The organism is Sphingobacterium litopenaei, from assembly GCF_014692495.1.
Lineage (GTDB): Bacteria > Bacteroidota > Bacteroidia > Sphingobacteriales > Sphingobacteriaceae > Sphingobacterium > Sphingobacterium litopenaei.
In genome coordinates this window covers 62824-89317 of sequence record NZ_JACOIJ010000012.1, presented here as the reverse complement: position 1 = coordinate 89317, position 26494 = coordinate 62824, and the positions used below count along the sequence as shown (strand labels likewise).

Sequence of the window (26494 nt, the reverse complement as noted above, 5' to 3'; positions counted from 1 at the left end):
CATGAATATATTTATCATATATACAGGAGGTACTATTGGAATGGTTCAAGATGAATCTGGCACCTTCGTACCTTTTGATTTCGAACTCATCAAGCGTAATCTTCCAGATCTAAGCCGTTTGGATTACCATCTGACGATTCATTCTTTTAATCCGATTATAGACTCATCCAATATGACGCCTGAAATTTGGGTTGAAATGGCACAGATTATTAAAGACAACTATGATAATTATGATGGCTTTGTAATTCTTCACGGATCAGACACGATGGCTTTTTCAGCTTCTATTTTGAGTTTCTTATTAGAAGGACTACAAAAACCAGTCATTTTTTCTGGTTCACAGTTACCTATTGGCGAAATACGTACGGATGCGCGTGAAAATATGATGACTGCTTTAGAAATTGCTAGTGCAAAGCACAATGGCAAATCTATCGTGCAAGAAGTTTGTATTCTATTTGACAATAAACTTTTCCGTGGTAACCGTTCTTTTAAGTACAATTCTGCCAAATTTGAAGCATTCCGTTCGCCAAATTATCCTGTATTAGCTGAAGCTGGAATTCATTTGAAATACAATTTCGATGCTTTGATGAATAATTCGGATAAAGAATTTATTTGCCACAATCACGTAGATAATAAAGTGGCTGTTCTCAAATTATTTCCAGGTATCAGTCCTGCAACTATTAAGTCTATTTTAGATTCGGATGTAAGGTCCATTGTTATGGAAACGTTTGGTTCAGGCAATACAACTACGGATAAATGGTTTTTAGATTTATTAGCTGATGCAATTAAATCAGGAAAAAATATCCTTAACATATCACAATGTAAAGTAGGTTCAGTTGAATTAGGCAGATACGAAACCAGTCAAGGATTGAAAAGCATAGGTGTTTTGAATGGTTATGATATGACCTTCGAGGCAGCAGTTACCAAGCTCATGTATTTACAAGGAGAACTAGCAGATCAAGATGCTGTGGCTTATTGGATTGAAAAAGATATTCGTGGAGAATTAACAGTAAACGACTAAAAAGATATAGCCACACTAAATAATGTGGCTATTTTAAACCAAATATATATACAGCAACTACATTCTTTCAGTAAGGGAGCATACGTAATACATAAAACTCCTCATTGGTTAATCATATATACAGACTAAAAACTAACCTCATTTTCACCGTCCCAATTTTCATTTTTAGTGATTTGAAAAGCAACATTATTTGGCGCGCCCTCCAATAAATTTCCTCTAAAATCCAATTGGATGTTATTTTTAAGAGAACTACTCAATTCAAATGATTGTAACACTCCTGCATCACCTATAACATTTAAAATGTAGTTAACTGGTTTATTTTCATTTAGCAGTCCCATAAATTGATTGAATATAACCTGTTTATTCGATTGAAAATCATCTTCTATTTCAATCGCGGACTGATCCAGAATTGGATTTAATAAGCCAGTTGCAAAAGGACTATAAAAGAAGGGTTCATGTAATTGGTTAAGAACAATTTTCTTTACAGCTGATAAATCCTGGTCTGTAAACTCAACTTTAACTTGACTGTACAAACGTTGTAGCACAATATTGACCGACATATTACCCGAGACTTCTAAAGTACCCTTATAGCCAAATATTTCTGCATCCTTATTTGAGAATGGATTAGATATATAAATATCTGATGCTTTTCCAATATCCGGAGCAATTATTAAATCATCATTCGAACTATTTATCACAAAAAACACATCATATTCGCCTTCAGGTAGTTATAGTTGCAAATCAAGATTTGTAAGATCATCGTTAACTCCTTGAAATCCCTGTCCATTCTCCTTATTATATAAATAATAATATAACTTATTAATCGTGAATTCATCTGTAGATGTTGGAGAAATGCCTACTAAATGAAGATTATCAATGCGTAGTGTTCCCGATTTACTACTGTAAGCACTACCCCCATCTCGAATGCCCTCTTTAGGGTTGATTCGTATCCACAATTCTGTTCCCTGTATTTCTAGGTCTTCTAAAAGGTAGGTAAATGAATTTTTGCCATTTCCGGCTAGGTTGCCAAATTGATTTTGCATAGCAAGAATATGGTACGTATCCCCTTCGTCAAAGCTATAATACAAATCAAAGTCCTTTGGCCCCATAGCAGAACCAGTCATATCAAAACCGAGTCTACTGAGTGAAAGCACATCTTTTATAGGAAATTTTAAGAGTATTTCGCTCGGTCCTACAAAATTAGCTGCTCTTCCTGCCGTATATCCTTCAAACGCAAATCCAGCTCCATAGTTGATTTCCTTACCATTATTATAAGTAATTGAGGGATTTGCAGATTTAGAATACTTGACATCGGGCACCAAAGTTTCGTTATTGAAACTCCAGAAATAAATAAACCCTTCGCTATAATTTTCGGGGACTGAATTTGCTGCGCGAAATTGATTTTTCAACGAAGCAGTCTTCAAAAAACTCGTTGAGCTTTTGAAATTCGTAAATGTAAAGTTTACAGGATAGACTAATTCATTTTCCTCATCAACGTAAATATCCTTTTTACATGAAATAGCTAAAATAAAGATGAAAATAAATGAAAGTCTACACCCCAATTGAAATAGACTTTTCATAAAAATGGTTATTTAAAATGTTATGAAATAAATAGTTAGTAATTATAACTAAATACATATAATTAATTTAAAATAACAAAATTTAATTTTATAGAATTTTATTTTCATTAACACCATTAACCCGAACCTGAATTTTCTGACCTTTAGGACCTTTCACCGCATACTTGATGATTGTATTATCCTCCCATCTAATATCTACGGTCATATTACCTCTTACACGAAGTCCTTTTACTTCTCCTTTTTTCCAGGCAGCGGGAAGAGCAGGCAAAAGATGAATGAATCCTTCATGACTCTGCACCAACATCTCAGCAATACCCGCTGACCCACCAAAATTGCCATCAATTTGAAAGGGTGGATGTGCACAGAATAAGTTAGGATAGGTTCCAGCTGATATTTTACCTTGATCATTAATCGCAGGTTTTAATAGCTGACGTAAGATTTCTAAGGCATGGTCTCCATCATGAAGACGTGCCCAAAACAATATTTTCCAAGCTCGTGACCAACCAGTTCCACCATCGCCACGTACTTCCAACGTTCTTCTGGCAGCGGAAGCCCATTCTGGGGTAGTTATTGGTGATATAAAAGGTGCTGGATATAATCCATATAAATGAGACACATGGCGATGTTGTGGTTCAATTTCTTCATAGTCTTCCAACCATTCCATTACCCTTCCATCTTTGCTCACTACAACCGCTGGTGGCAGCAAATTCAGATCATTCTTTAATGCCGAAGCAAACTGATCCTTTTTCTGAAGAATAGAATCAGCAGAAATTACCGAAATATATAATTCTCGTACAATCTGATTGTCAATTGTGGGACCCATGACTACAGATGCAACTTTTCCATTTGGTAATCTAAATCCATTTTCAGGAGATACAGAAGGTGATGTCACCCAATATTTTGTTTTTGGATCCTGAACCAAAGTATTTTTATAGAATAACGCAGCATCTTTAAGAATTGGATACACTTCATTCAAATAAGCTTTATCTTTTGTGAACAAATAATGCTCCCACAGATGATTACACAACCAACCTGAAGCCGTACTCGCTCCCCATGATGCATGTTCTCCCGGAGCGCTATAGCCCCATACATTTGTCATCATATATACTACCCATCCTGGTGCATTATAATAAGCCTTTGCAGTCTTTTCTCCTTCTTTGGCCACTCTTTTAATAAGATTTATGAAAGGCTTATGATATTCAGACAAATTATTTACTTCTACTCCCCAATGATTCATTTGCGCATTTACATTAAGGTGGTAATCTCCATTCCACGGTGTTTGGATTTGATGCGCCCATAACCCCTGTAAATTCGGAGGTAATGCTTTATCCGAATCTCGAGCTGTACTCGAAATAGTCAAATAACGACCAAACTGATAATACAATACCGCTAAATTATTATCCTTTGCAGGATTTTGAAAAAAATTAGCCAATCTTTTATCTGTTGGAAGGTGGCTTTGAACAGTATCATTTTCTATATTCAATTTTACGCGATCAAAAACTTCCTTATACTTACGAAGGTGTTGTTTCTTCAAGGTGGCGTAATCTAATTTTTCAGATAATTGATTTTCCACATATTGTGTAGGATGGTGTTCATAATAATCTGTAGATGCTGTATAGTAAATTACTATTTCTTGTGCTCCTTTCACAATAATTTGATTATCGTAATTCGTTATCTTTCCGTCTTTATTTACCACTAAGAATTTCGTAGCGTATCGAAGTCCTTCCCCTCCGTAGCCATTAGGAAGATTACCTTCAACTAAAATGGTATTGCCTTTTACTGTATGCGTCTTTACATTTTCATCTCTGTAAAAATGTAAGGCTATATCAATAGCGAATTTTTTATTCGAAGAAAATCTCATTGCTCCGATATTTTTATCTTGTGAAACAAAATACTCTCTGAAATAAGAAGTATCTTGGTTAGAATAATGAGAACTAGCTATACCTGTTTCCAAATCCAATTCCCTACGGTATTGAGTGTAAGTTGCATTATTTAGAAAATGGATATTCAAATAGCCTAAATTTTGAAAACAGCCGTAAGGTACTTTAGCTCCATTGCCATGTCCGGATCCCGCACCTACACAAACAAAATTTTGATTAACTAATTTCTCCGCCTCATCATTCTTTCCTTGAAATAATAATTCTTGAATGCTGCTAACTTTTTTATAGGCATTATAATTATTGGGATCCTGAGGACTTCCTGACCACATGGAAATTTCATTCAAAACAATATTTTCTTCTTGAACGCCTCCATTAGGCATCATACCTATCCAGCCATTTCCTAATGGAAGAGTTTCCTCCCAGATTTTAGCGGGTTTGTCATACCACAATTTAAGATCTTGTGCGTAAGAGGTTAAACAGCATACGCACATCAAAATAGTAAGGATGTTTTTCATAGTTTATTTAGTAGGTTCGGCTATTTATATACGTTAAAATCCCCAAAGGTAAATCCTGTTGACATATCTTTCGCAACGAATTTTAAATATTTACTAGATATAATCTTATCGAATTCAATTATTTGCTCAATAGGATTCGATAAAACATTCGCAAATTCACCCTCCTGGACTTTTGTCCAATTCACTTTATCTTGACTTTCAAAAATATCATACTTTAGCACTATTCCTTCTTTTATTCCATCTTGTCTTGGAAAATATCCCAATGCTACTATAGGCTCTGTAAGCTCTACAATAAGGTCTGCTGATTTAACTGTTGTGTAGGCAGAGGTAGAATTAACTGCCAAATTAGAATTCAAAATTTTGTGTGTTGCCCTTATCAACGTTTGACTAGAGATCACATTAGAATCAAAAGCAAATGGCTCATCATATTCCTTAAACAAGGCAAAATCACTCAAAGTCGGGGCTACTGGCGCATACAATTTGACCTTCAATTTAGTTGCTTTTATTGCTGTTCCTAATTTAATTAAGCGGTTAGCACCTATGCTCGTCGCTGAAGCAATCTTTTCCCAGTTTCCATCGTTCCACTTTTCTACTACAACCGAATCTAAACGCTGTCCTAGTTTAATATTTTCTCGAATACGAATTAAATCAAACTCCTTTTCCCCATTTAAAGTAATTATAATTTCAGGATTCAGCACCTTATCCTTTGGTGCATAATAACTGTATCTATCATCATCAAAAATATTCTTCAATGCAAACTCAGCACTTTTCCCGCGTAAATGTTTAGTTGTAGCTTTAGCGTCTTTAGCTAGATTATGCGCAAATGTTTTTTGAAGTTTTTCTCCAAAATATTTCAGCGATTTTACATCGTTAGGGTGTAAAATTCCTTCTGGCATAGGTGCCAATCCTAAATTCATATTTGCTCCACGCCCTACCGATTTGAGATAAATATCAAAAAGTTGATTAGGGGTTTTCACCTTAGTATCTTGATTTTTATGGTAAAACCAGCCTGGTCTTTGAGGCACATCACATTCTGCAGGTATCCAATACTTACCATTTCGATCTCCAGTAGGCAAATTAGATGCATCGGTACTCGCCCCTGGCATCGGCTTCACACCTTCAATAGTACCTTTCGGTGTGATAGTTGCCCATGAGGTTTCGGCTGCATGTCCGTGTTCATTTCCCACCCAACGCATATCTGGTCCTACATCCGAAAATATAGAAGCCATAGGCTGTAGTTTTCTAATGATGGGCCAAGTCTTTTCTTCCCACTCATAATATGTTGCGGAATTAATAGTACGTTTTTCATTACTTCCTCCATAATATCCATCTCCCCCATTCGCGCCATCATGCCAAGAAGTAAATAGCTCCCCATAATTGCTCATGAGTTCAGTGAGCTGCTCGCGATAAGCATCCGTATAAGCGGGAGTGCCATAGCGCAAATCATTGCGATCCCAGGCGGAAAGATAAGTACCGAAAGCCATTCCATTTTTATGTGATGCTTCCATAAATTCCTTCACCATATCTCCTTTACCTTCTTTCCAAGGAGATTGACTAATATTATAAGTATTCGTTTTAGTTGGCCATAAGCAAAAACCATCATGATGCTTAGCCACGCTAATTAACCCTTTAAACCCTGCTGAAGCTGCTGCCTTTGCTATCTGATTAGCATCAAATTGTGAAGGATTAAAAATTTTAGGATCTGCATCTCCAAATCCCCATTCTTTATCCTGAAAAGTAGTTGGAGTATAGTGAATCAGACAGTATGTTTCCATTTCATGCCATTTTAATTGGCGCTCAGAAGGTAAAACGCCATAAGGTTTTGGAGCTTCTTGGGCGTGCAAACTACATACAACCAAAGTATTCGCTATTAAAAAGGATATCGTCTTCATGGGTTTATAATGTTATCAATGATTATTTAGGCTATCATCATAAAATATTAAGCCAAATTAAAGCTTTAGGACTAAACAATTCTAAACTAACTTATCACAAAAGTAAACTATTTTACCTGCAATAACTTATAAACACCTCATAAGAGATAACATAATAAAAAACAAAACAGTATATCCTTAGCAATCCTAAAACGAATTAGATGAATCTTTTATAAAATTTTAAAAAATCACGACTTGATTAATAGATATTCAAACAACAATTCCTTAACTTTACCGCCATTATGAAAAAAGATCAATCCAGAATAATACGTGAGCAAGCCCCACGTTCAGCTACTCGAGAGCATTCTGTACCATTATATTTAACTTCAAGTTTCATTTTTGAAAGTGCAGAACAAGGTCGTGCGATATTCGCCGAAGAAGAAGAAGGAATGGTATATTCTCGCTACGCGAATCCTAACACGACAGAATTTATCAACCGTGTATGCACATTGGAAAATGCAGAAGCGGGATTAGCATTCTCCTCTGGTATGGCTGCTGTATTTGCATCTTTTGCTGCATTTATTGAATCTGGTGATCATATCGTTTCTAGCCGTGCGATTTTCGGTTCTACCCATCAGTTGTTGACACAACAATTCCCTAAATGGGGCGTTTCATTCACGTATGTGAATTCTGCCAATATTGAGGAGTGGGAACAAGCGATTCAGCCGAATACTAAAATTGTATTCTTAGAATCACCTTCAAATCCAGGTTTAGAACTTTACGATTTGGAAAAATTGGGCGCTTTGAAACAAAAATATCCTAACGTAATCTTCTCCATTGACAACTGTTTTGCTACACCATATCTGCAAAAACCTTTGCAATACGGATTTGATTTATCGATTCATTCAGCTACGAAATATATGGATGGTCAAGGTCGTGTGTTAGGTGGTATTATCGTGGGTTCTCAGGAATTGATCAACAAATTAATGTTCTTTATTCGTCATACTGGTCCATCTATGTCTCCTTTCAATGCTTGGATTTTGTCCAAAAGTTTAGAGACATTAGGTTTACGTATGGATAGACATTGTTCGAATGCGTTAGCTTTAGCTCAAACTTTGGAACATCATGATGAAATCGCTGACGTAAAATATCCTTTCTTGGCTTCACATCCACAATATGAGTTGGCTAAAAAGCAAATGAAAGCAGGTGGTGGAATCGTAACTTTTGAAGTAAAAGGAGGAAAAGATCGTGCGTTTCGGTTTATAGATGAATTAGAAATGATTCGTTATACTTCGAACTTGGGGGATTCTAGAACTATTGCCACACATCCAGCTACTACTACCCATGCTAAACTTACAGAAGATGAAAGAAATAGCCTTGGCATTAAACCCGGAACTATTCGTTTATCTGTAGGCTTAGAAGATCAAGAAGATATTATCAATGATATCTTGCAAGCTTTGAAAAAAACTAAATAGCATAAAAAAACTCCGATGAATATCGGAGTTTTTTTATGTACCTTAATTTGCTTGTCTTGTAAAGTTAAAAATCAAATAACCAGTACCATTATCTAAATCTACCGGCATTTTCATTGTCAATGTTTGACCATCTGCAAATGAAAGACCTAATCTATATCCTGTAGTTACATTCGAAGCTTTATCTCCTGCATACAATTTCTTAAATTGGAATTCAGGGTTTGAACCATTTTTTGGATCAAAAATAGACCAAATAATCGTACGAACCGCTCCGTTTGCACATAATGTCCCCGATGCATTGAACGAAATACTACCTCTATAATTCCCTGTTGGAAGATTCCAAACACTACCGATGAAACAATCTACTGGAGCTTCGTCAAAAATATTTTTAATCGTATAAGACTGAGGAATATCTTGACGTGTTACGGAATTTAACACCCAAGTACCTTTCACACCGTTACGCCATTGGGAAGCTGAAGGACCTGAAGCAGTTGTGGAACTAGTTGAACCTGTGCTATAACCACCGTCTTTGCGTTGAGCACCGCAACTAGATAATAAAGCTATCACTACAAAAAGTGACATCAAAGAAAGAATATGTTTACGCATAACTATTGTTGTTTATTTCTAAGTAAGAGTTAGTAACACAAAGATATATTAATCTTTGATACATAACTGGCGATATAAACCAAAAATCATACCATAAGTAATTTTATTATTGCACAGAATCAATCTGCAGGAGAATGTTTACTTTTGCAAAATACATTATAATAAATGAAGAAAAACAAAGCTCTTGAGATTACCAAAAACATCTTCAAAGTCATTGTCACATTTGGAGCTTTGTATTGGGTTACCCGCAAGATTGATTTTGTAGAATTAAAAAATGCTTTAATCGACTGCAATTGGGGATTTTTATTTTTAGCATTTTGTAGCTATGCCATTTCTCAATTAATAGCTTCCTCCCGTTTAAATTCTTTTTTCAAAGCCATTAAACTTTTTTTGACCGAACGTTATAATTTTAGATTGTACCAATTGGGTCTACTTTACAATTTCTTCCTTCCGGGAGGTATTGGAGGCGATGGCTATAAAGTTTATTTTTTGAAAAAAGAACATCATGTCAAAGGAAGAAAAGTGCTTAGTGCAGTCTTTTTTGACCGACTAAGTGGACTTTGGGCATTGGCAGTTATCATATGTGCCTTAGTTATTTTCATGCCGAGATTGGCTATACCCAATTACCTTACTATTTCTGCAGCAATAATTGGTACAGCTAGCTATTACTTTATTCTGCACACTTTTTTCAAAGATTTTGCGAAGAAATTCATTTCTACTCACATCAAAGCTATAGGCGTACAAAGTTTTCAAGTTATCGCTGCTATTTTAATATTGTATTCTTTGAATTTTCAATACAAATTCTCTCCTTACCTACTAATATTCCTTGTATCATCTTTAGTTTCCATAGTACCATCTATTGGAGGAGGAGTCGGTTTACGAGAATTAGTAATGTTGTATGGCGCAACTTATCTGCAAATTAACGAGCATACGGCAGTCTTATTAAGTCTATTTTTCTACATTATATCTTTATTAATGGCTACATCAGGAATCTATTATATATTTAGACCTGAAAGATTAGGAGCAAAAAAATTACCCTCCGTTGCCGAGGTGGAAGAAGAAATTATTACGGAAAAAATCGAAGAAAACTAAATTATCATGGCAAATATTATTATCACAGGAGCGAGTAGCGGTATTGGATTTGAAACAGTGTTGGATTTGACCGCAAATAAAGAAAATAATGTAATTGCATTAGCGAGATCTGCCGATAAATTAAGAAGACTACATGAAATCGCTTCTGATTTAAATTTTGATGGAGGCAAACTGTACCCTGCGCAATTTGACATCGTGTATGATAATTATCCCGATTCTTTAGTGCCTTTTATCAAATCAAAATTTGACCAGGTAGATATTTTGATTAACAATGCAGGAGCTATAGTTAACAAACCTTTCTTAGATACTTCTGCGGAAGAATTTGCTCACATGCTACAAAGTAATGTCCTGGGACATGTTAAAATGATTAAACATGTGGCACCTCTAATGACTGAAGGGGGACATATTGTTAATATTAGTAGTATGGGAGGTTTTCAAGGTTCTGTAAAATTTGCAGGACTAAGTGCTTATTCTGCAAGTAAAGGTGCATTAGCTGTATTGACAGAATGCTTGGCTGAAGAATTTAAAGACCGCAACATAAAAGTAAACTGCCTTGCTTTAGGCTCTTCACAAACGGAAATGTTTGAAGCAGCCTTTCCTGGATTAGAAGCTGGAACATTAGCATTTGAAATGGGACGCTATGTCGCTGAATTTGCTCAAAACGGAAGTAAATTTTATAACGGAAAGATATTACCAGTGTCGAACATGACGCCTTAAAAAAAAAGAAGCTTAATCAATTTTGATTAGGCTTCTTTTTCTTTTACAGCCCTTTTATCCAGGATGCAATATCTTTTAAAACCTGCTCATTTATAGTTTCCTCTAATTGCCCATATTCTACAACTCTTCCACTTTTAGCCTTCTGAAATAAATGATTCATACCATCATATTCTTTAAGAACAGTTTTTGAATTCCTCGGTAAATGGTCATGATATCCCCTCAAATTTAAAGTAGAAGGCACTTGCACGTCTAATGTTCCAAACGCACCGAAAACAGGTATATAAATTTTCTTAATAAAATCTGTTGGATCTATCCGAACAAAATATCTATAGGCTGGTGTAAGCATCATCAACATTTCCTTACGGATCGCCTCATTCTGTGATGACTCCTCCATGATATTCATATTCTTTTTCAATTGTGAAAATGCTTCATCGGTATTCAGTTCACTTTTTACTACGTCAAAATTCTTCTTATTAATTTCTTTAGCCATTGCCAATTGAAATTCGGACATACCTTCTGCTTTGCCCACACTGTACAATTGCTCAATCATCAAATCTCGAATCGGAACTGTTGGAGCTGCCAAAGTCACTATAAAAGAAACATTTGGAATGCCTTGTCCTGCCAAAAGATTTGCCACCAACCCGCCTTCGCTATGCCCAAGTATGCCAATTTTATTGATGTCAACATTTTTCTGTTTCTTCAAAAATTCCAATGCCGAAATAGCATCTTTACTGAAATCATCAATCGTACTCGCTTCAAATGATCCCCCACTTTTTCCTGCTCCGCGATCATCGTATCGTAAAACGATTATCCCATTCCGCGTTAAATAATCTGCCAATACTTTGAAAGGTTTATGTCCAAACATGGTTTCATCACGATCCTGTTGTCCAGATCCTGTCAATAGAATTACCGCAGGATATTTACCTTGTTCTTTCGGAAATGTAAGCGTACCTGCTAATTGAATGTTAGCATATTTATTGGGAAAGACAACATCTATTGTATCATATGAATAGGGAGGCTTGGGTGTTTGATAGGGAAGAACTTTTTTGGTCAGTACGTCCTTCGCTGTACGCGCTAATATCACAGGAATTTTCATTCCGCTTTGGTAGAATTGACCTTGTAATTTATCTTGACTTGCAATAAGTAAACTCAATTTTATCCCTTGCGAATTGTTTAAGAAGACAGAATCCCCTTCTACGTGGATTTGAAAAGGAATACCAAAAGCTCCTTGATCTGGACTATCCGCCTTGGCTGTCCATTGCCCATTTTCATGTGCTATATGCACTACAAAAGTTAATTTTTGGACGCCAAAATCCAGATTCCCCGACCAACTTCCCATTAATTCCTGCGAAAAACCCATACAGGATTGAAACAACAAAACCAACAATAAACCTATGTATTTCATATTTAAATAAAAGGATTAAGAAATTGTATAAGTGTGTTCCAAATGGATACCAAAACGATAATTACAAACACGTCTACCTTACTTTTACTATTCATTGCAATTATCATTCCGACTATCAAAAGATAAAAGAAATAGACAATAAGTGACAATGTCAGAATCCCAAAAATTCCTATGGTGAACATATGCAACTTCGAAAGTTTTGGAGCAGCAAATCCTTTATCTAATATTTCCAATTCTATAGCGATAAGTGCATTTTGAACAACAGGTAGAGCCGTCAAGAAAAGTAAGACATAAATGGCCATATGCGCAATTAACACCACATTAAACACGTCAATAAATCGTGTTTTATTGTACCGAAGGCGACCAAATACAAATAATACTAGCGAATTGGAAACCAAAATAAGTGTTAAATTAAAAATTGCAATATACCAGGTTTGGTGGTAATTATTGATAACCTTCAACGAACCAAAAATCAGAAGATTGGAGTAACTCGAAATCAAGGCTGCTATAAAACCAAAACCAACACCTAGCCAAAAAAGCTTTTTCTCCGAATAGATTTCAAAAGGATTTATAAACTTATGCATTAGCTCTTATTTTTTAAGATCTTTTATGACCTGTTTAACAACTTCTGGATTCTGCGTACCCACCATTATACGAGCACCATTTCTCAAAATTAACTGTAAACCGTATTTACCTTTGGTATTGTAAGCCTTCCCTTTTGAACTTACGCGATAACCCCATCCTCCGTAATCTGCAATGGAATATTCGGTCACAAAGACATCACTTATCTGTTCCCATTCCCAAGTTTTCTTTCTAACAAAAGGAAAGAAACGTATCGTGATTCCATGATCATCGATCGTCGTACGCAACCGCACCATCAACATAAGCAATAACACGGTTCCCACAATACCTAGCGCAATAAAAGTAGAAGAATCCCAATTCTTTTCGCCTGAAAAAATGGGCTCAAACTGCATATACAACAAGACTCCAAACAACACCCCTAACCACCAGGTCCAAAAGCTCTGTTTTTCTGAATATATGTTATTTTTCATCTTGTAAATTTTTAAATTTTTCTATCAAATCATCCAGCTTATTTCGTACTGTGGGATAACTTTTACCCATCTTGTTTGCCATTTCTTTTAAACTTCCCGAACTCAACAAAAATTCTAAAATAAACTCTTGTTCTTCCCCGCTCAACTGCATAAACAAAGGCATACTATACTTACCCAACACTTCAGTTTCACAGGTCTCACACCATAATTTTGAAACTTTCAACTTTTCCTCACAACTGGGACAGCGAATTGGTAATTTCATTTTCAAACTATTTAATTACATAAAAATAATTAAAATTTTAACATTATTAAAGCAATACTTAACAATGTTAAAAGAATTCTTCTAAAATAATAACCCTATAAACATTTTTCGACACTCAAAAGCTTATGCTTATATTTGCTAAATTTTATTTTTACAGGAAATGAGAAAGATTCTAGGTTGTATACTTACTCCAATATTTTATATAGGATTTGCTGTATGTTTGTTGATATTTCACCCTATTCAATGGTTATCCTTAAAATTAGGAGGCTATTCAGCACATAAGAAAAGTGTAGATATTCTCAACTTCTTTTTAACACACTGCAATTACCTTTTATTCAACTCTGTCACTTTCATTGACAACAAAAAACTACCCCTTAATACGCCTATTATCTTTGTTGCTAATCATCAAAGCACATATGATATTCCCGCAATGATTTATTTCCTACGTCGTTTTCATGGAAAATTCATCTCTAAAGTTGAACTAGCTACAGCTGGTATTCCAAGTATTTCTTTTAACTTGAAACATGGCGGAGCCGCAAATATTGACCGTAAAGATCCAAAGCAGTCTATAGCTGAAATATTGAAACTGGCAAATAACATGAAGCAAAAAAACTGGTCTGCTTTTATCTTCCCAGAAGGAACTCGTACGCGTAACGGTAAAATGAAAACCTTTAATGTGGGTGGAATTGCGACTTTAATGAAGAAAAATCCAACAGCGTTAATCGTTCCTGTTGCGATCACTGGTTCTTATGAAATGGTGCAATATGGAATGTTTCCTTTAAGACCATTTACCCCGTTGAAATGGGAAGTATTAGATCCTATCCAAACCGAAGGATTAACAATAGAAGAAATTGTGAAGCTAGCTGAAGAAACGATTAGAAATAAGGTAGAAGATTAATTAACCTGTCTACCTTTCCAATCATATTTTCCAATATTACCTGCAATCCCGATATACACCATATAGAAAGTATGTATTACCGTTAAGAAAGGTAAGTATTTCAATAATTCCAATCGCTTGGCAAATGATAAAACAGGCAATAAGAATATAAATTCAATAATCAATTTTAATGCAAAGGCTGTCAAAAGCCACCAATTTAGGCTAGGCAACAACACCACAAAACCTATAAGCGAACATATCAGAGCTAAATTGAACAGCCAAATACAAACACCCAAAAAGATTACTTTTTTGTCCTTGTATTTGGTACTTTTTGAAGCCCAACGTTTGCGTTGACTTATAAATGACGCTAAATCAGGTTTGGCATCGGTATACACAATCGCATCACGGGATTTACAAAAACCTATTTTGTCGGCATATTTTTCAGCTACCTTGTGTAAGAAAAGTTCATCATCACCAGAAGCCAAATTATCAATTCCTTTGAAACCACCCATCTCAAAAAAAACATCTCTACGATAGGCCAAGTTTGCGCCATTACAAGTCGTCGGATTGCCATTTCCAATTCCGGCAGCCCCCAACCCTATCAGATATAGAAATTCTAATGTTTGCAGCTCTTCAAATCTTGATTTTTCTTCAGAATAAGCTACTGGAGATGACACCAAATAACTATCATGCTTATCAAAATAAGCCATAATCGTCCGAATCCAATCTGGTCCCATTCGACAATCCGCATCTGTAGTTACAATAATCTCACCAGAAGCCATTTCTATCGCTTTAGTAATTGCGTATTTTTTGTACGAATTAAGTTTATCTCCCACCTGTAGCTGCAACAACTTAACACCACGATCCGCATAAGTTCTAACGATGTCAGCCGTTTTATCTGTGGAATGATCATCTACAATAATTAATTCCAACTGTGCAGCAGGATAATTTTGCTGAAGAACAGCCTCAATTGTACGCGCGATATTATCTTCTTCGTTACGCGCAGCAATAAGAATGGAAACATGTTTAGAAGAAGTTTGTGGTGATGAAAATAAAGGAATTGCTCCCCACCCTTTACGCAAATAAACAAGAATAAGCACATACAAAAGTGCTCCTATTGTAATGCCAAAATTAAGAATTGTTATCACCAAAATAATTTACATTCAACACAAATACTGATCCTATAATTGCCGGAAGAATCAGATTAACAAACCATATAAAAGAAACAATTGCCATTACAGCAATATCTTGCGTAGTAATATATCCGTATAAATTACTTGCCACAAAGCTACGTACGCTAAAATCAAAAATATCCATCGTAGGCAGTGCAGATTGCACAAAGAACAGGATAAAAATCATCATCACCATAGGTAGCAAAGATAATTCGGGTAATATTACGACCATCAAAATCACATACTGCGAAGTAAAAATGATGAAACGGATTAAAGACAATAACAATACATTCCCCAATTGGTTGGTCGTTACATCGCGCAATACATCAAAGAAAGATTGTATTCTTTTCAAAAAACGTACTTTCCCAACCAAATAATCTATCCAATGTACATTAAAATACAAAAGAACAAAAGCTAAACCATAAATTATAGCCAGCACCCAAATTCCAAATTGTACCGAGGAAGGAGTATCCAAAAATGTAGAAACAAACCAAGCAATTCCCAAAGCACCAAACACACTGGTCAACACCAATTGTGCAAATAACCCCACCCCCATTAATACGGCTCCTCTGGCTCTATTGTCTGGTTTCAATAACAATATTCTACCACCATATTCACCAATGCGATTAGGAGTAAAGATGGCCCAAGTCAATCCACAAAAAACCGATTTGGTAGCTGTCCAAAAACTTATTTTTTGCACATCACGAATAATATATTGCCACTTTACAATTTCAAAAAACCAGTTGCAAAACATTAACACCAGGACTATCGCGACTGTTCCGAAGATCAGGTTATCATCTAAACTATTTATGAGATCCTTGAATTCTAGTAGATTTTTTTGATTGCTGACTTTAGAATAAATAAACCAAAATGCCAAACCAACAATTGTCAATTTGATTCCATAGTCGAGATATTTCTTATGCGTTTTTGTCAGCATAGTAGTTTTGGTCGCACAATTTTAACAATAATTTTATGTAAAACAATCTTAATAGGCAAAAAGCCTAAGCAATTACTTATTTTTGCTATATGTTAAAACAAAAAGCCAAAGAACGTCTCATTCTAGGCATCGACCCCGGTACTGTGGTGTTGGGATACGGTGTAGTGAAGGAAACGGGTAAAAAAGTAGCACTCCAAACGTTAGGAGTCGTGAAGATGGGACACTTGGATGACCATGGCTTAAAGTTGCAACGTATCTTCAAAAAAGTCTTAGCACTCATAGACGAATACAACCCCGACTGTGTGGCATTAGAAGCTCCATTTTACGGCAAAAACATTCAAGTGATGCTCAAATTGGGACGTGCTCAAGGCGTAGCTATGGCTGCTGCACTAAGTCGCGACATTCCTATTTTTGAATATTCTCCTCGGAAGATAAAACAATCCGTAACTGGTAATGGTAATGCAAGCAAAGAACAAGTAGCTGCTATGCTTCAAACGCTTCTTGGATTCAAAGAAACTCCTGAATTTTTAGATGCTACCGATGGACTAGCTGTTGCGGTCTGTCATTCATTTCAGCAAAACACTAGTGCTGGATCAAAAAGTTATTCCGGATGGTCAGCCTTTGTCAAAGACAATGAAGACCGAATCGGCTAAATCTGCACAGAACGAATTACATTTTTCACATTCAACTCCACTATATCTGTCATGGTCTTACAGCGATAATATTGATCGTTATTATATATTTTCGCATATCCTTCTTTCAATTGACGAATATTCTCAGGTGTGGATAATTCCTGCCCACGAGAAGCATCGCGCAAATCTTTGATGCGATGGCGCTCACTGCGTACACGGTGAACGATGGAAGACCTTTCCTCTTGCTGATATTGCAGCACCGTCTTATCATTCAAATGTTCCATGCACAGCTTAACATAGGGAAAACATTCCTTGAAAAACTGCGGCATATAAACTTTCGGATTTCCTTCATAAAATTGCTGATCAAAATCAATAGCACGGATACGAAATTGAAAATCATCAAAATCTGGAGTTATTTGCATCACGAAATTATAAGATCGCATATCCCCTAATAAAGCAATAGTACATCGTTCATTGAATTTTACGAATTCTTTCGCTATACGCGTTTGGTTATAGTCAGGATGATCCATTCGTGTCTTACTAAACACATCTCCTGGAATCCCAACAATATGTTCTTCTACCAAAGTTTCAAAATCATACAAATAATTTACTTGATTAGGCGATAATATTTCCTCCAATTCTAAACCATAAATACGGGAAGCATCCGCTTGTTTGATATAAAAATAATCATATACATCATTCAACCTATTGATAATTCGAATTCGAAAAGGACGTGTATTGCCAAAAGCACAATATTCAATACGATCAATAATTTTGTGCTGCACAATACGTGTATTTCCTGAGGCCTTTAATTTCGCATAGATAATTTTCAATCCATCATATAATTGGTCTTGAATATAAGGGGGATATAACGGTGTTTCCCAAAAAGTATCATTTCCAAATTTATCCATGACAGGAACAGTTTCCTGAAAATTCAGTAAATCAAAATAAGATATAGGCAACTTAGCATCCCGTTGATACATTTTCAAATACTTAGCCAATCCTTGCCCTACTGGATATATTGGTTTTTTTCGAGAAATTACTACATCTTCAATTTCCATTTCGTCTACCTCTGTTTAAATAATATTATTAAAGCTAACAAATTTAAAAACAATGTCATATTATAAAAATATGTTAATTTTAATTTGCATTCCTTCAAAATAACCAAATAATATATCAAATTTTGTTATTATTTTTGCAAAAGATTCAAAGAGATTAGATCTATAAAAAGATGGAATAGTGCAGAAAGAAAAATTTAACTCTTTGCATAGGATTATCTAATTATAAATCTATAAACCTGAGCTTTAGCTCAATAAAAAAGTATCTCAATTATCGTGATATAGATTGCGGTTGTTGGAAAAAAATCACATTTATGGAAAAAAATTATTCTAATTACGATTTAGACAATCTTGATGTACAGATCCTTTCCATTCTTATGGAAGATGCATCAATTCCATACACTGAAATTGCGAAAAAGTTGATTGTCTCGGGGGGAACAATTCACGTACGCATGAAGAAAATGGAAGAGTTGGGGATTATTCATGGATCCAATTTGATCATTAATCCTCAAAAAGTTGGATTTGATATCACAGCTTTTTTAGGCATCTATCTAGAAAAAGGTTCCCAATATTCGGATGCTGTAGCACAACTTAAAAATATAAAAGAAGTCGTAGAATTACACTATTGTACTGGTCAATATAGTATGTTTGCTAAAATCATCTGCCGTGATACAACACATTTGCGTAAAGTATTGAATGAAGATATTCAAGGTTTAAAAGGTATACAACGTACCGAAACAATCATCTCTTTAGAAGAAAGTATCAAACGTCAAATTACCCTATAGTAATTGATTCTTAAATATTTAGAAAAGGCAGCTTGCGCTGCCTTTTTTTTGCCATATAATCTATCCCGCAGCAATCGTTAGCCATATTATTTTTTGTAACTTTGCCTCGTATGTCGGATATTATTCAATTACTTCCTGATGCGGTTGCCAATCAAATTGCAGCTGGAGAAGTGGTACAAAGACCTGCTTCTGCAGTCAAAGAACTGATTGAGAACGCTATTGACGCAGGTGCGGACCGTATAAAACTTATTGTCAAAGAAGCTGGAAAAACACTTATTCAAGTCATTGATAACGGCTGTGGCATGAGTGTAACTGATGCTAGACTTTGTTTTGAACGTCACGCTACTAGCAAAATTCGCAAAGCTGAAGATTTATTTGCTATCCGATCAATGGGATTTCGTGGTGAAGCTATGGCTTCTATCGCGGCCATTGCACAAGTAGAGCTTAAAACACGTCGTGTAGAAGACGAATTAGGAACTGTAGTGCAAATCGAAGGTTCGAAAGTTGTAAATCAATTTCCCGAAGCTCTTCCTGCTGGAACTAATATTTCCATAAAAAACCTTTTTTATAATATCCCGGCGCGCAGAAATTTTCTGAAAAGTAATTCTGTGGAGATGCGCCATATTATTGAGGAATTCCAACGTATTGCGTTAGCACATCCTGAGATATTCTTCAGCTTACATAGTGAAAACAATGAATTGTTTCACTTAACTCCTGGAACACTAAAACAACGTATTGTTCATCTTTTTGGGAATAATTATAACCAAAAACTTGTGCCTGTTGAAGAAGAAACAACCATTATCGATTTAAAGGGTTTTATTGGCAAACCAGAATATGCGAAGAAAACGCGCGGAGAACAGTTTTTCTTTGTGAACAAACGTTTTATTCGCGATCCGTATTTGAATCATGCGGTGATGAATGCTTATGAGGAAATTCTTCCTGCAGAGACATTCCCGATGTATGTATTATTTATTGATATTGATCCTTCAAAAATCGACATCAATGTACATCCCACTAAGACGGAGATCAAGTACGAGGATGATAAAGCAATCTATGCGATTATTCGTTCGGCAGTAAAAAGGTCTTTAGGACGTTATAATATTACACCTTCTTTGGATTTTGATCAAGAAACTAGTTTTAGTGGAATGATCTCATCAAAGCCTCTAGAAGAAATTCAGGCACCTACTATTACTTTCAATCCCAATTTCAATCCTTTTGAGAATGAAATTGGCACTTTACGCCCTTCAAGCAATTCGCGATCGAATGATTACAGTTCAAGATTTGAACGTGAAGCTATTCCAAAAAATTGGGATACATTGTATCAAATTACTGAGAATGAATCGCCCGTACAATTGCCATTAATTGATACGGAAGAAGAAAGTCCAGAAGCAGCTGAAGTAGTAATTCCAAAGGCAGAAAATAAAAAAAGCTTCTTCCAAATACACAATAGATATATTGTTTCGCAAATTCATTCTGGAATTATGTTGATAGATCAACAGGCGGCGCATGAAAGAATTTTGTTCGAACATTATAAAGAACAATTGGAAAATAATCAGGGTAGCAGTCAACAAAGTTTGTTCCCTACTACTATTGATTTGTCACCTGCGGATTTCGAATTGATGAACGATATTCTTCCTGAATTGCAAACTTTAGGCTTTCAATTAAGACCTTTCGGAAAAACTACTTATATTGTAGATGGAATTCCTGCAGATTTAGGAAATAACATCAACGAAAAGCAGATTATTGAGCAGCTTTTGGAAGATTATAAACACAATCGCACTGAACTAAAAGTAAATAAAAGAGATAATCTTGCCAAATCACTTGCGAAAAGTTCAGCTATCAAAGCAGGTACAGCTTTAGATAATGAAGCTATTGCCGAATTGATTGATAAACTATTTGCTTGCGAAAGTCCTAATATCTCCGTTCATGGAAAACCAACCATTATCACGCTGACTTTGACAGAATTAATGGAGAAATTTGACAAAATTTAATTTTAGAACATTTGATGAATAATATATTAAGCAATCTCTCACCCGTTGTAAAAAACATATTGATATTAAATATCATATGTTTTGTTGGGACCATTATATTTCCTGCAGCAGATCGATTATTAGGTGTATACTATCCAGACTCACCGTTTTTTGAAGTGTGGCAGCCTATTACCTATATGTTTATGCATGGTGGATTTTCTCACCTTTTTTTCAACATGTTTGCCCTAGTAATGTTTGGTCCTATAATCGAACGTATGTTTGGTTCTAAACGGTTTTTAAATTATTATATTATTACTGCATTAGGCGCGCTAGTTCTTCAATATGGTGTTCAGGCTATTGAAGTTTATCAAATTTTTGGTTCTCCATTCGCAGCTAAAGTAATTAATTTGAATTTAGCTGCCAATACAATATCATCAAACTTGCCTTTTACAGGGGATCAATTATCTACCTTAGGCTCTATTTATGGCACGCCTATGGTTGGAGCTTCAGGAGCAATATTCGGTTTGTTATTAGCATTTGCATATTTCTATCCGAATATGCCGTTATATTTTATGTTTATCCCTGTTCCAATCAAAGCAAAATACTTTGTGGGCGGTTATATTTTAATAGAAATTTATCTAGGTTTTAATAATTCTGGTTCTTCTATTGCACACTTAGCACACGTTGGTGGGGCATTATTTGGCTATTTGATGATTAAAATGTGGGGATATAAAAAGGGTTATTATTAATAGAATAAATATGAAAGAGAATGTCCTAAAATCGTTTATTAGAGACACTTATAAGACTACTTCCATAATTCCTTATGTGATTACTGGACAAGTTGTTTTATTCATTCTCATCCATATATTCGACTTATTGACTTTTTCGGAGACGACTTCGGTCGACTTATACCGCCTATTAACTCAAAAAGTCATTCTTCCGGGTAATATACAGCTCTTTATTACCCAACCCTGGTCAATTCTGACTCATCCTTTTATTTATACAGGTTTATGGAATCTCTTGTTTGATTGTCTGTGGCTGTATTGGATCGGAAATTTGTTTTTAAACTTCCTAAATACCCGACAATTTAATACTGTTTTTTTAGGAGGAATAAGTGTAGGCGCAGTATTATTTTTAGTAGTAAACTTAATTCCTTTTTTCCAAAATGAAAATACAGATTGGAGTACAAGTGCTTTTGGTTTAGCAGCTGTAATGGGAGGCCTGGTGGTACTAGTGCCAAATTCAGAAGTGCGTCTTTTATTGCTTGGCAATATCAAACTTAAATGGATTGTTAGCATTTATTTAGGACTTCAATTTGCATTCCTTATGGTGACCAATAAACCAGCGGCAATCAGTTATATTTTGGTAATAGGTCTAGGGATTATATTTACTAAACAATTGCAACAAGGCAAGGATTGGAGTATAATTTTAAAAAAGAAAAATAACAAATTAAAGGTTGTAAAAAGAAGCTATACATATACATCAAAAACCACGGAAAAGGAATATCCGGATCAACAGCAAATTGACCAAATATTAGATAAAATTTCGCTCAAAGGCTACGAGAGTTTGACCTCTAGAGAAAAAGAAATGCTTTTTAGGGCAAGTAAAAAAGAAGATTAATGGCAAACCCATCGTTTTTACGCAAGAAAAAACTAGGTTACTTTAGCAAAACTGTTTTTATGGCCAATATTTTGGCTGTATTGGCTTTGCTATTGAGCTACTGTGCTTCTTTTATTGATCCGCGTGATTTTTGGATTATAGCATTTTTTGGATTGGCTTATGCTCCTATTCTGCTTATCAATGGTGGCTTTATCATTTATTGGTTATTACGCAAGAAAAGAAATGCCTTGCTTAGTTTAAGCGCCATTCTGATCGGATGGTCCTTCTTGAATAACCATATTAATTTTAAAAATAAAAACGACAAAATCTTAGTAAAGACGGATACAACAATTCGTGTCATGAGCTTTAACGTACATCTCTTTCAACAATATGATAATAAGAAAAATAAGTTTAGAGATGAAACAGTAGAGTTTATTCGCACTATAAATCCCGATGTGGTTTGTTTTCAAGAATTTTACAGCCGTATACGCGGTTCCAAACAATTTACCAAAGCTCTTCAGGAAGAAGGCGAGTTTGAAGATTTTTATTTTGAACCCTTTGAAAAGAATGATTATGAAGGCTATGGTCAGGCCATCTTTTCTAAATATCCTATAATTCACTACGGCACTATTGAAGAAAATAGTTTTGGTGTCAACCGTATCATTTTTGCGGATGTAAAGCGCGAGACGGATACACTTCGTATTTACAATGTCCATTTACGCTCCTTTGCCTTGCAAGAAGAAGACAAAGATTTCATCCAAAAATCTCCTTCAGAACAGGTTAAAGATGAAGAGCAAACAAAAAAACTGGGTCGTAAACTAAAAAGAGCGTTTACGAGTCGAAGTAATCAAGCCAGAACACTTGTTAAACATATTTCAAAATGTCCTTATCCGTATGTAGTAATGGGGGATTTCAATGATACACCTATGTCCTATAGTGTTAACCTATTGAGTAAAAATATGAATAATGCTTTTGCAGAGAAGGGATTTGGTTGGGGCGTTACCTATTTTGGAATACTTCCTATTTTCCAAATAGACTACATCATGAGTGACAAAAGAATCAAAATCGACGACTACGGTATTCTGAAAGAAAGATTGTCAGACCATTACCCAATTTGGGCTGATTTAATCTACTAAGAAGCCGTTCGAGCAGGAATTGGCCGTAGAAATTGAAGTCCAATATCTACATAATTGTCGTATCTATTTTTCACTTTGAAATACGCTTCTCTACCAAAATAATACCGCCCAACTATTGCCTCAATATCCGATTGAATAAGTTTTAACAAATCTTGTTTTTTACGGTCGCTAATAGCCACACCGCGTTGTTTTAAATATTGAATAAAAGTATTATACTCTTCTGATGGAAGTCTATAGCCCTGCAGGAAATTTTCTATAGAATAAGCTGGTAATTTTTTAGTAAATCGCTCGTAAACGAATTGTTCGATATAACTCGACTTAATAATTTCTTGATACAATAAGCTGGTAGCATTAGAATCTATATTAATCGTGACATCAGGTTTAATACCACCGCCACTAAATAATTCACGACCTGCCAATGTTTTGAAAATCTCATTACTATTGTAGGTAGTATCCAAGGCCCACAAACCGCGATACATGGATACATAATCCACCATATTTGACCAGTTAGCGGTATATTTACGTTGAATCGACCGTCCCAAAGGAGTATAATAACGCGATATACTTAAATTGATGCGTGAACCATCTAAGAAATCAAATTGTTCTTGTACAATTCCCTTGCCATACGATCTGCGGCCTACAATAGTCGCTCTATCCCAATCTTGCAAAGCACCAGCCACAATTTCCGAGGCCGACGCTGAAGACTCATTGATAAGAACAACCAGTTTGCCATTTGCAAAGCTTCCGTTTCCTTCCGAAAAATATTCTCGTTTCGTTTCATGCGCACCTTGGGTGTACACCAATAAATTTTTATTCGCAAAAAATTCACTCGCCACCTTTATTGCAATGTGAAAATATCCACCTCCATTGTCTCTTAAATCTAAAATCAAATTGGTAGCCCCCTGCTTCTTCAATTCCGTTATTGCGGTTTTGAATTCATCGGCTGTTTTCAATCCGAACCTCCGAATCTTGATATACCCAACCTGAGGTTCTAAAATATAAGAAGCATCTATAGAACTAACATTGATTTGATCACGTTTTACTTTGATCAATTGATTCATCAACGAATTGTTTCTATTGACGTACAAATTAACAATAGACCCTTTCTTTCCACGCATCAAGCGATCTACAACTTTTTGTCCTATATTTCTGCCGGATACATACGTTGTATCAATACGTATGATACGATCTCCCACTTTCACACCTGATTTTTCAGCAGGGCCATTGCTTACCAAGCCTACTACAAGCAACGTGTCATTTAAATTGAAAAAATCCAATCCTATTCCTTCAAAGGTTCCTTCTAACACTTCATTTTGATTTTTGGTTTCATTAGGAACTAAATAAGAAGAATAGGGATCTAAGTGTGAAATAATATGATTGATAGCTCCATTTTGCAAAGAATCCAAATTTATGCTATCCACATAAGAATTAGCTAGCAAATCAAGAACTTGTTGTATTTTATACGAATTGTCGGAGAATCCAATGGGTACAAGGGATACGCCCGGATTATTATTCTGCTGTGCAACGTAATTTTGCCCCAGAATAAGACCCAAAATAAGAGTAGCAGCATATGTCGCAGCTACAAACAGATTCCTTCCAGTACCTTTTTGCATGAAATGTGCGCGTGTGCAAAAATAAGAGTTAATTCAATTTATTGTATGGATATTTCAATATTTATTAAAACAAATTGTATTCCAAATTCTTTATTATCAATAAATAAATACTAATATTTGAATAAGATTAAAAATAATGCACGAGATAGAGCCTTTTTACAATTGGAGACATGACTATATTGCAGCGGATGATGAAAAGTCGCCATTCTACGGTACTGTATATAATGAGTTTGAATTTGACAAACAAGTATATAATTACCTCTTACATCCACAGTGGGACGAATTTGGTTCACAGACATTATACCTCAAAATAATATTTGTGGATTATGACAAAGGTTTTGCTGTAATTGAGCTGATAGGCGAATGGAATGATGCCATCTATAATGACATTATGCTGCTCAAAAGAGAGATTATAGACATGATGATTGGAGAAGGCATTACCAAATACATTCTAATTGGCGAAAATGTATTGAATTTTCATAGCTCTGACGACTCTTACTACGAAGAATGGTTCCAAGATATTGAGGATGGATGGATAGCAGGTTTACATTTCCGCGAACACGTACTCGAAGAGTTTCAATCTCAAAACATTGATTATTACATCAATCTAGGAGGTTTTCTGAATGAAATTCCTTGGCGAACGCTAAAGCCACGCCAATTGTTTCATTACATCGAAGAGCATTTACAAAAAAGATTAGGCCTGTAATTATTGTGATATTTTATTATCGAAATCTTTACGCGAATAAAGTCCTGGTGTAGCATGATCTACTTCTTGAAAATCTAGATAGACATAGTTTACATCAGGAATTTCTGTCAAGGAGTAAACAATCTCAGCCATAAATCCATAATTACCACTAGAACCTAGCTGCTGTAAGTAAGATACATCTGCTATTTTCACAAAAAGAGTATCACCAGAGTGCTTTTGTAACTGAAGATTAGCCGTAGAATAACGGGTATTTAACGTATCTAACACTCCTTTTAGAGACAGAGAGGCTGGAGCTTCCTTTTGAACCATCGAATCACCTAATGCATCATAGGTCCAAAGAATAGAATTGGAAATTCTATCTTTCGATTCAGGGGTGTCTGCAATGGAATCTTGCACTTCTTCTGACGAAGTATTATCTCCAACACAGGAAAGATTAAAATTTATAACAGTAAGTAGAGAAAATAGGACAAAAGGGCTAAATAATCTTTTCATGGCAAAAAGTTCTTGATTTATATAACATTTAAATATACAATTTTTGA

Annotated in this window: 26 protein-coding genes; 12 read left to right on the top strand and 14 right to left on the bottom strand. The window is 35.3% G+C overall.

The genetic code is table 11. From position 1 onward, the window contains the following. The first annotated feature begins 1 nt into the window (after position 1). Positions 2–1018, top strand: coding sequence for an asparaginase (locus H8B04_RS08355; RefSeq protein ID WP_165291836.1), 1017 nt, complete (start codon positions 2–4; stop codon positions 1016–1018). Between the two features lie 125 nt (positions 1019–1143). On the opposite strand, the gene H8B04_RS08350 is transcribed toward H8B04_RS08355, so the two are convergent. The 4 genes from H8B04_RS08350 to H8B04_RS08335 form a co-directional block, all read right to left on the bottom strand. Further along, complete coding sequence (locus H8B04_RS08350; protein ID WP_190302055.1) at positions 1144–1716, bottom strand: hypothetical protein; 573 nt, start codon at positions 1714–1716, stop codon at positions 1144–1146. A 30-nt stretch (positions 1717–1746) separates the two neighbouring features. Then, entirely contained in the window at positions 1747–2598 is an 852-nt protein-coding gene (locus tag H8B04_RS08345) for a hypothetical protein (RefSeq protein ID WP_190302054.1), read from the bottom strand. Positions 2599–2686: 88 nt separating this feature from the next. After that, positions 2687–4993, bottom strand: coding sequence for a glycoside hydrolase family 95 protein (locus tag H8B04_RS08340; RefSeq protein ID WP_190302053.1), 2307 nt, complete (start codon positions 4991–4993; stop codon positions 2687–2689). 20 nt (positions 4994–5013) lie between these two features. Further along, positions 5014–6885, bottom strand: coding sequence for an alpha-L-fucosidase (locus H8B04_RS08335; RefSeq protein WP_190302052.1), 1872 nt, complete (start codon positions 6883–6885; stop codon positions 5014–5016). 281 nt (positions 6886–7166) lie between these two features. Here H8B04_RS08335 and H8B04_RS08330 point away from each other — a divergent pair, with 281 nt between their 5' ends. Beyond that, positions 7167–8339 carry a trans-sulfuration enzyme family protein gene (locus H8B04_RS08330; RefSeq protein WP_165290592.1) on the top strand — a complete coding sequence of 391 codons (1173 nt, stop codon included), beginning with the start codon at positions 7167–7169 and terminating at the stop codon, positions 8337–8339. Positions 8340–8381: 42 nt separating this feature from the next. Here H8B04_RS08330 and H8B04_RS08325 read toward each other — a convergent pair whose 3' ends face one another. Next, entirely contained in the window at positions 8382–8942 is a 561-nt protein-coding gene (locus H8B04_RS08325; RefSeq protein WP_165290591.1) for a hypothetical protein, read from the bottom strand. Positions 8943–9107: 165 nt separating this feature from the next. On the opposite strand from H8B04_RS08325, the gene H8B04_RS08320 reads away from it, so the two are divergent. Both H8B04_RS08320 and H8B04_RS08315 read left to right on the top strand, forming a co-directional pair. Next, positions 9108–10034, top strand: coding sequence for a lysylphosphatidylglycerol synthase transmembrane domain-containing protein (locus H8B04_RS08320; RefSeq protein ID WP_165290590.1), 927 nt, complete (start codon positions 9108–9110; stop codon positions 10032–10034). Positions 10035–10040: 6 nt separating this feature from the next. Then, a complete protein-coding gene (locus H8B04_RS08315; RefSeq protein WP_190302051.1) occupies positions 10041–10751 on the top strand; it encodes an SDR family NAD(P)-dependent oxidoreductase in 711 nt (236 codons plus the stop codon). Positions 10752–10794: 43 nt separating this feature from the next. Here the strand turns inward: H8B04_RS08315 and H8B04_RS08310 are convergent, their stop codons facing one another. Genes H8B04_RS08310 through H8B04_RS08295 form a run of 4 tightly spaced genes read right to left on the bottom strand, consistent with a single transcriptional unit; the run spans position 10795 to position 13470 of the window. Next, entirely contained in the window at positions 10795–12156 is a 1362-nt protein-coding gene (locus tag H8B04_RS08310) for an alpha/beta hydrolase family protein (RefSeq protein WP_190302050.1), read from the bottom strand. 2 nt (positions 12157–12158) lie between these two features. Continuing rightward, the gene (locus tag H8B04_RS08305) at positions 12159–12740 is read right to left on the bottom strand and encodes a hypothetical protein (RefSeq protein ID WP_190302049.1); all 582 of its coding nucleotides are present in this window, start codon (positions 12738–12740) and stop codon (positions 12159–12161) included. A gap of 6 nt (positions 12741–12746) precedes the next feature. Further along, on the bottom strand, positions 12747–13208 hold the full coding sequence (locus H8B04_RS08300; protein ID WP_190302048.1) for a hypothetical protein: 462 nt from the start codon (positions 13206–13208) through the stop codon (positions 12747–12749). After that, on the bottom strand, positions 13198–13470 hold the full coding sequence (locus tag H8B04_RS08295; protein ID WP_190302047.1) for a DUF2089 family protein: 273 nt from the start codon (positions 13468–13470) through the stop codon (positions 13198–13200). Before H8B04_RS08295 ends, H8B04_RS08300 begins: the two co-directional genes overlap by 11 nt. 160 nt (positions 13471–13630) lie before the next feature. Between H8B04_RS08295 and H8B04_RS08290 the strand changes: the two genes are divergently transcribed. Next, positions 13631–14368, top strand: coding sequence for a lysophospholipid acyltransferase family protein (locus tag H8B04_RS08290; RefSeq protein WP_190302046.1), 738 nt, complete (start codon positions 13631–13633; stop codon positions 14366–14368). Here H8B04_RS08290 and H8B04_RS08285 read toward each other — a convergent pair. Beyond that, positions 14365–15495 carry a glycosyltransferase family 2 protein gene (locus H8B04_RS08285; RefSeq protein WP_317170649.1) on the bottom strand — a complete coding sequence of 377 codons (1131 nt, stop codon included), beginning with the start codon at positions 15493–15495 and terminating at the stop codon, positions 14365–14367. The genes H8B04_RS08290 and H8B04_RS08285 overlap by 4 nt on opposite strands. Further along, on the bottom strand, positions 15479–16456 hold the full coding sequence (locus H8B04_RS08280; RefSeq protein ID WP_223815332.1) for a lysylphosphatidylglycerol synthase domain-containing protein: 978 nt from the start codon (positions 16454–16456) through the stop codon (positions 15479–15481). The genes H8B04_RS08285 and H8B04_RS08280 overlap by 17 nt, the downstream gene beginning before the upstream one ends. A gap of 89 nt (positions 16457–16545) precedes the next feature. Here H8B04_RS08280 and ruvC point away from each other — a divergent pair, with 89 nt between their 5' ends. Continuing rightward, on the top strand, positions 16546–17109 hold the full coding sequence (gene ruvC, locus H8B04_RS08275) for a crossover junction endodeoxyribonuclease RuvC (RefSeq protein WP_190302045.1): 564 nt from the start codon (positions 16546–16548) through the stop codon (positions 17107–17109). Here the strand turns inward: ruvC and H8B04_RS08270 are convergent. Then, a complete protein-coding gene (locus tag H8B04_RS08270) occupies positions 17106–18149 on the bottom strand; it encodes a hypothetical protein (RefSeq protein WP_165290582.1) in 1044 nt (347 codons plus the stop codon). The genes ruvC and H8B04_RS08270 overlap by 4 nt on opposite strands. Before the next feature lie 311 nt (positions 18150–18460). Here H8B04_RS08270 and H8B04_RS08265 point away from each other — a divergent pair, with 311 nt between their 5' ends. The 5 genes from H8B04_RS08265 to H8B04_RS08245 all read left to right on the top strand — a co-directional run bounded on the left by H8B04_RS08265 (position 18461) and on the right by H8B04_RS08245 (position 23636). Then, on the top strand, positions 18461–18931 hold the full coding sequence (locus H8B04_RS08265; RefSeq protein WP_165290581.1) for an Lrp/AsnC ligand binding domain-containing protein: 471 nt from the start codon (positions 18461–18463) through the stop codon (positions 18929–18931). A 110-nt stretch (positions 18932–19041) separates the two neighbouring features. Beyond that, entirely contained in the window at positions 19042–20922 is a 1881-nt protein-coding gene (mutL, locus tag H8B04_RS08260; protein WP_190302044.1) for a DNA mismatch repair endonuclease MutL, read from the top strand. Between the two features lie 14 nt (positions 20923–20936). Next, positions 20937–21650 (top strand): rhomboid family intramembrane serine protease, encoded by a 714-nt coding sequence (locus H8B04_RS08255; protein ID WP_190302043.1) that lies wholly within the window; start codon positions 20937–20939, stop codon positions 21648–21650. Between the two features lie 307 nt (positions 21651–21957). Further along, complete coding sequence (locus tag H8B04_RS08250) at positions 21958–22521, top strand: DUF6576 domain-containing protein (protein ID WP_190302042.1); 564 nt, start codon at positions 21958–21960, stop codon at positions 22519–22521. Continuing rightward, positions 22521–23636 carry an endonuclease/exonuclease/phosphatase family protein gene (locus tag H8B04_RS08245; RefSeq protein ID WP_165290578.1) on the top strand — a complete coding sequence of 372 codons (1116 nt, stop codon included), beginning with the start codon at positions 22521–22523 and terminating at the stop codon, positions 23634–23636. The genes H8B04_RS08250 and H8B04_RS08245 overlap by 1 nt, the downstream gene beginning before the upstream one ends. On the opposite strand, the gene H8B04_RS08240 is transcribed toward H8B04_RS08245, so the two are convergent. Further along, entirely contained in the window at positions 23633–25249 is a 1617-nt protein-coding gene (locus tag H8B04_RS08240) for a S41 family peptidase (protein ID WP_190302041.1), read from the bottom strand. The two genes, H8B04_RS08245 and H8B04_RS08240, sit on opposite strands and share 4 nt — an antisense overlap. 136 nt (positions 25250–25385) lie before the next feature. On the opposite strand from H8B04_RS08240, the gene H8B04_RS08235 reads away from it, so the two are divergent. Further along, complete coding sequence (locus H8B04_RS08235; RefSeq protein WP_190302040.1) at positions 25386–25955, top strand: hypothetical protein; 570 nt, start codon at positions 25386–25388, stop codon at positions 25953–25955. Here the strand turns inward: H8B04_RS08235 and H8B04_RS08230 are convergent, their stop codons facing one another. Next, complete coding sequence (locus H8B04_RS08230) at positions 25956–26447, bottom strand: hypothetical protein (protein ID WP_165290575.1); 492 nt, start codon at positions 26445–26447, stop codon at positions 25956–25958. Positions 26448–26494 lie beyond the last annotated feature (47 nt).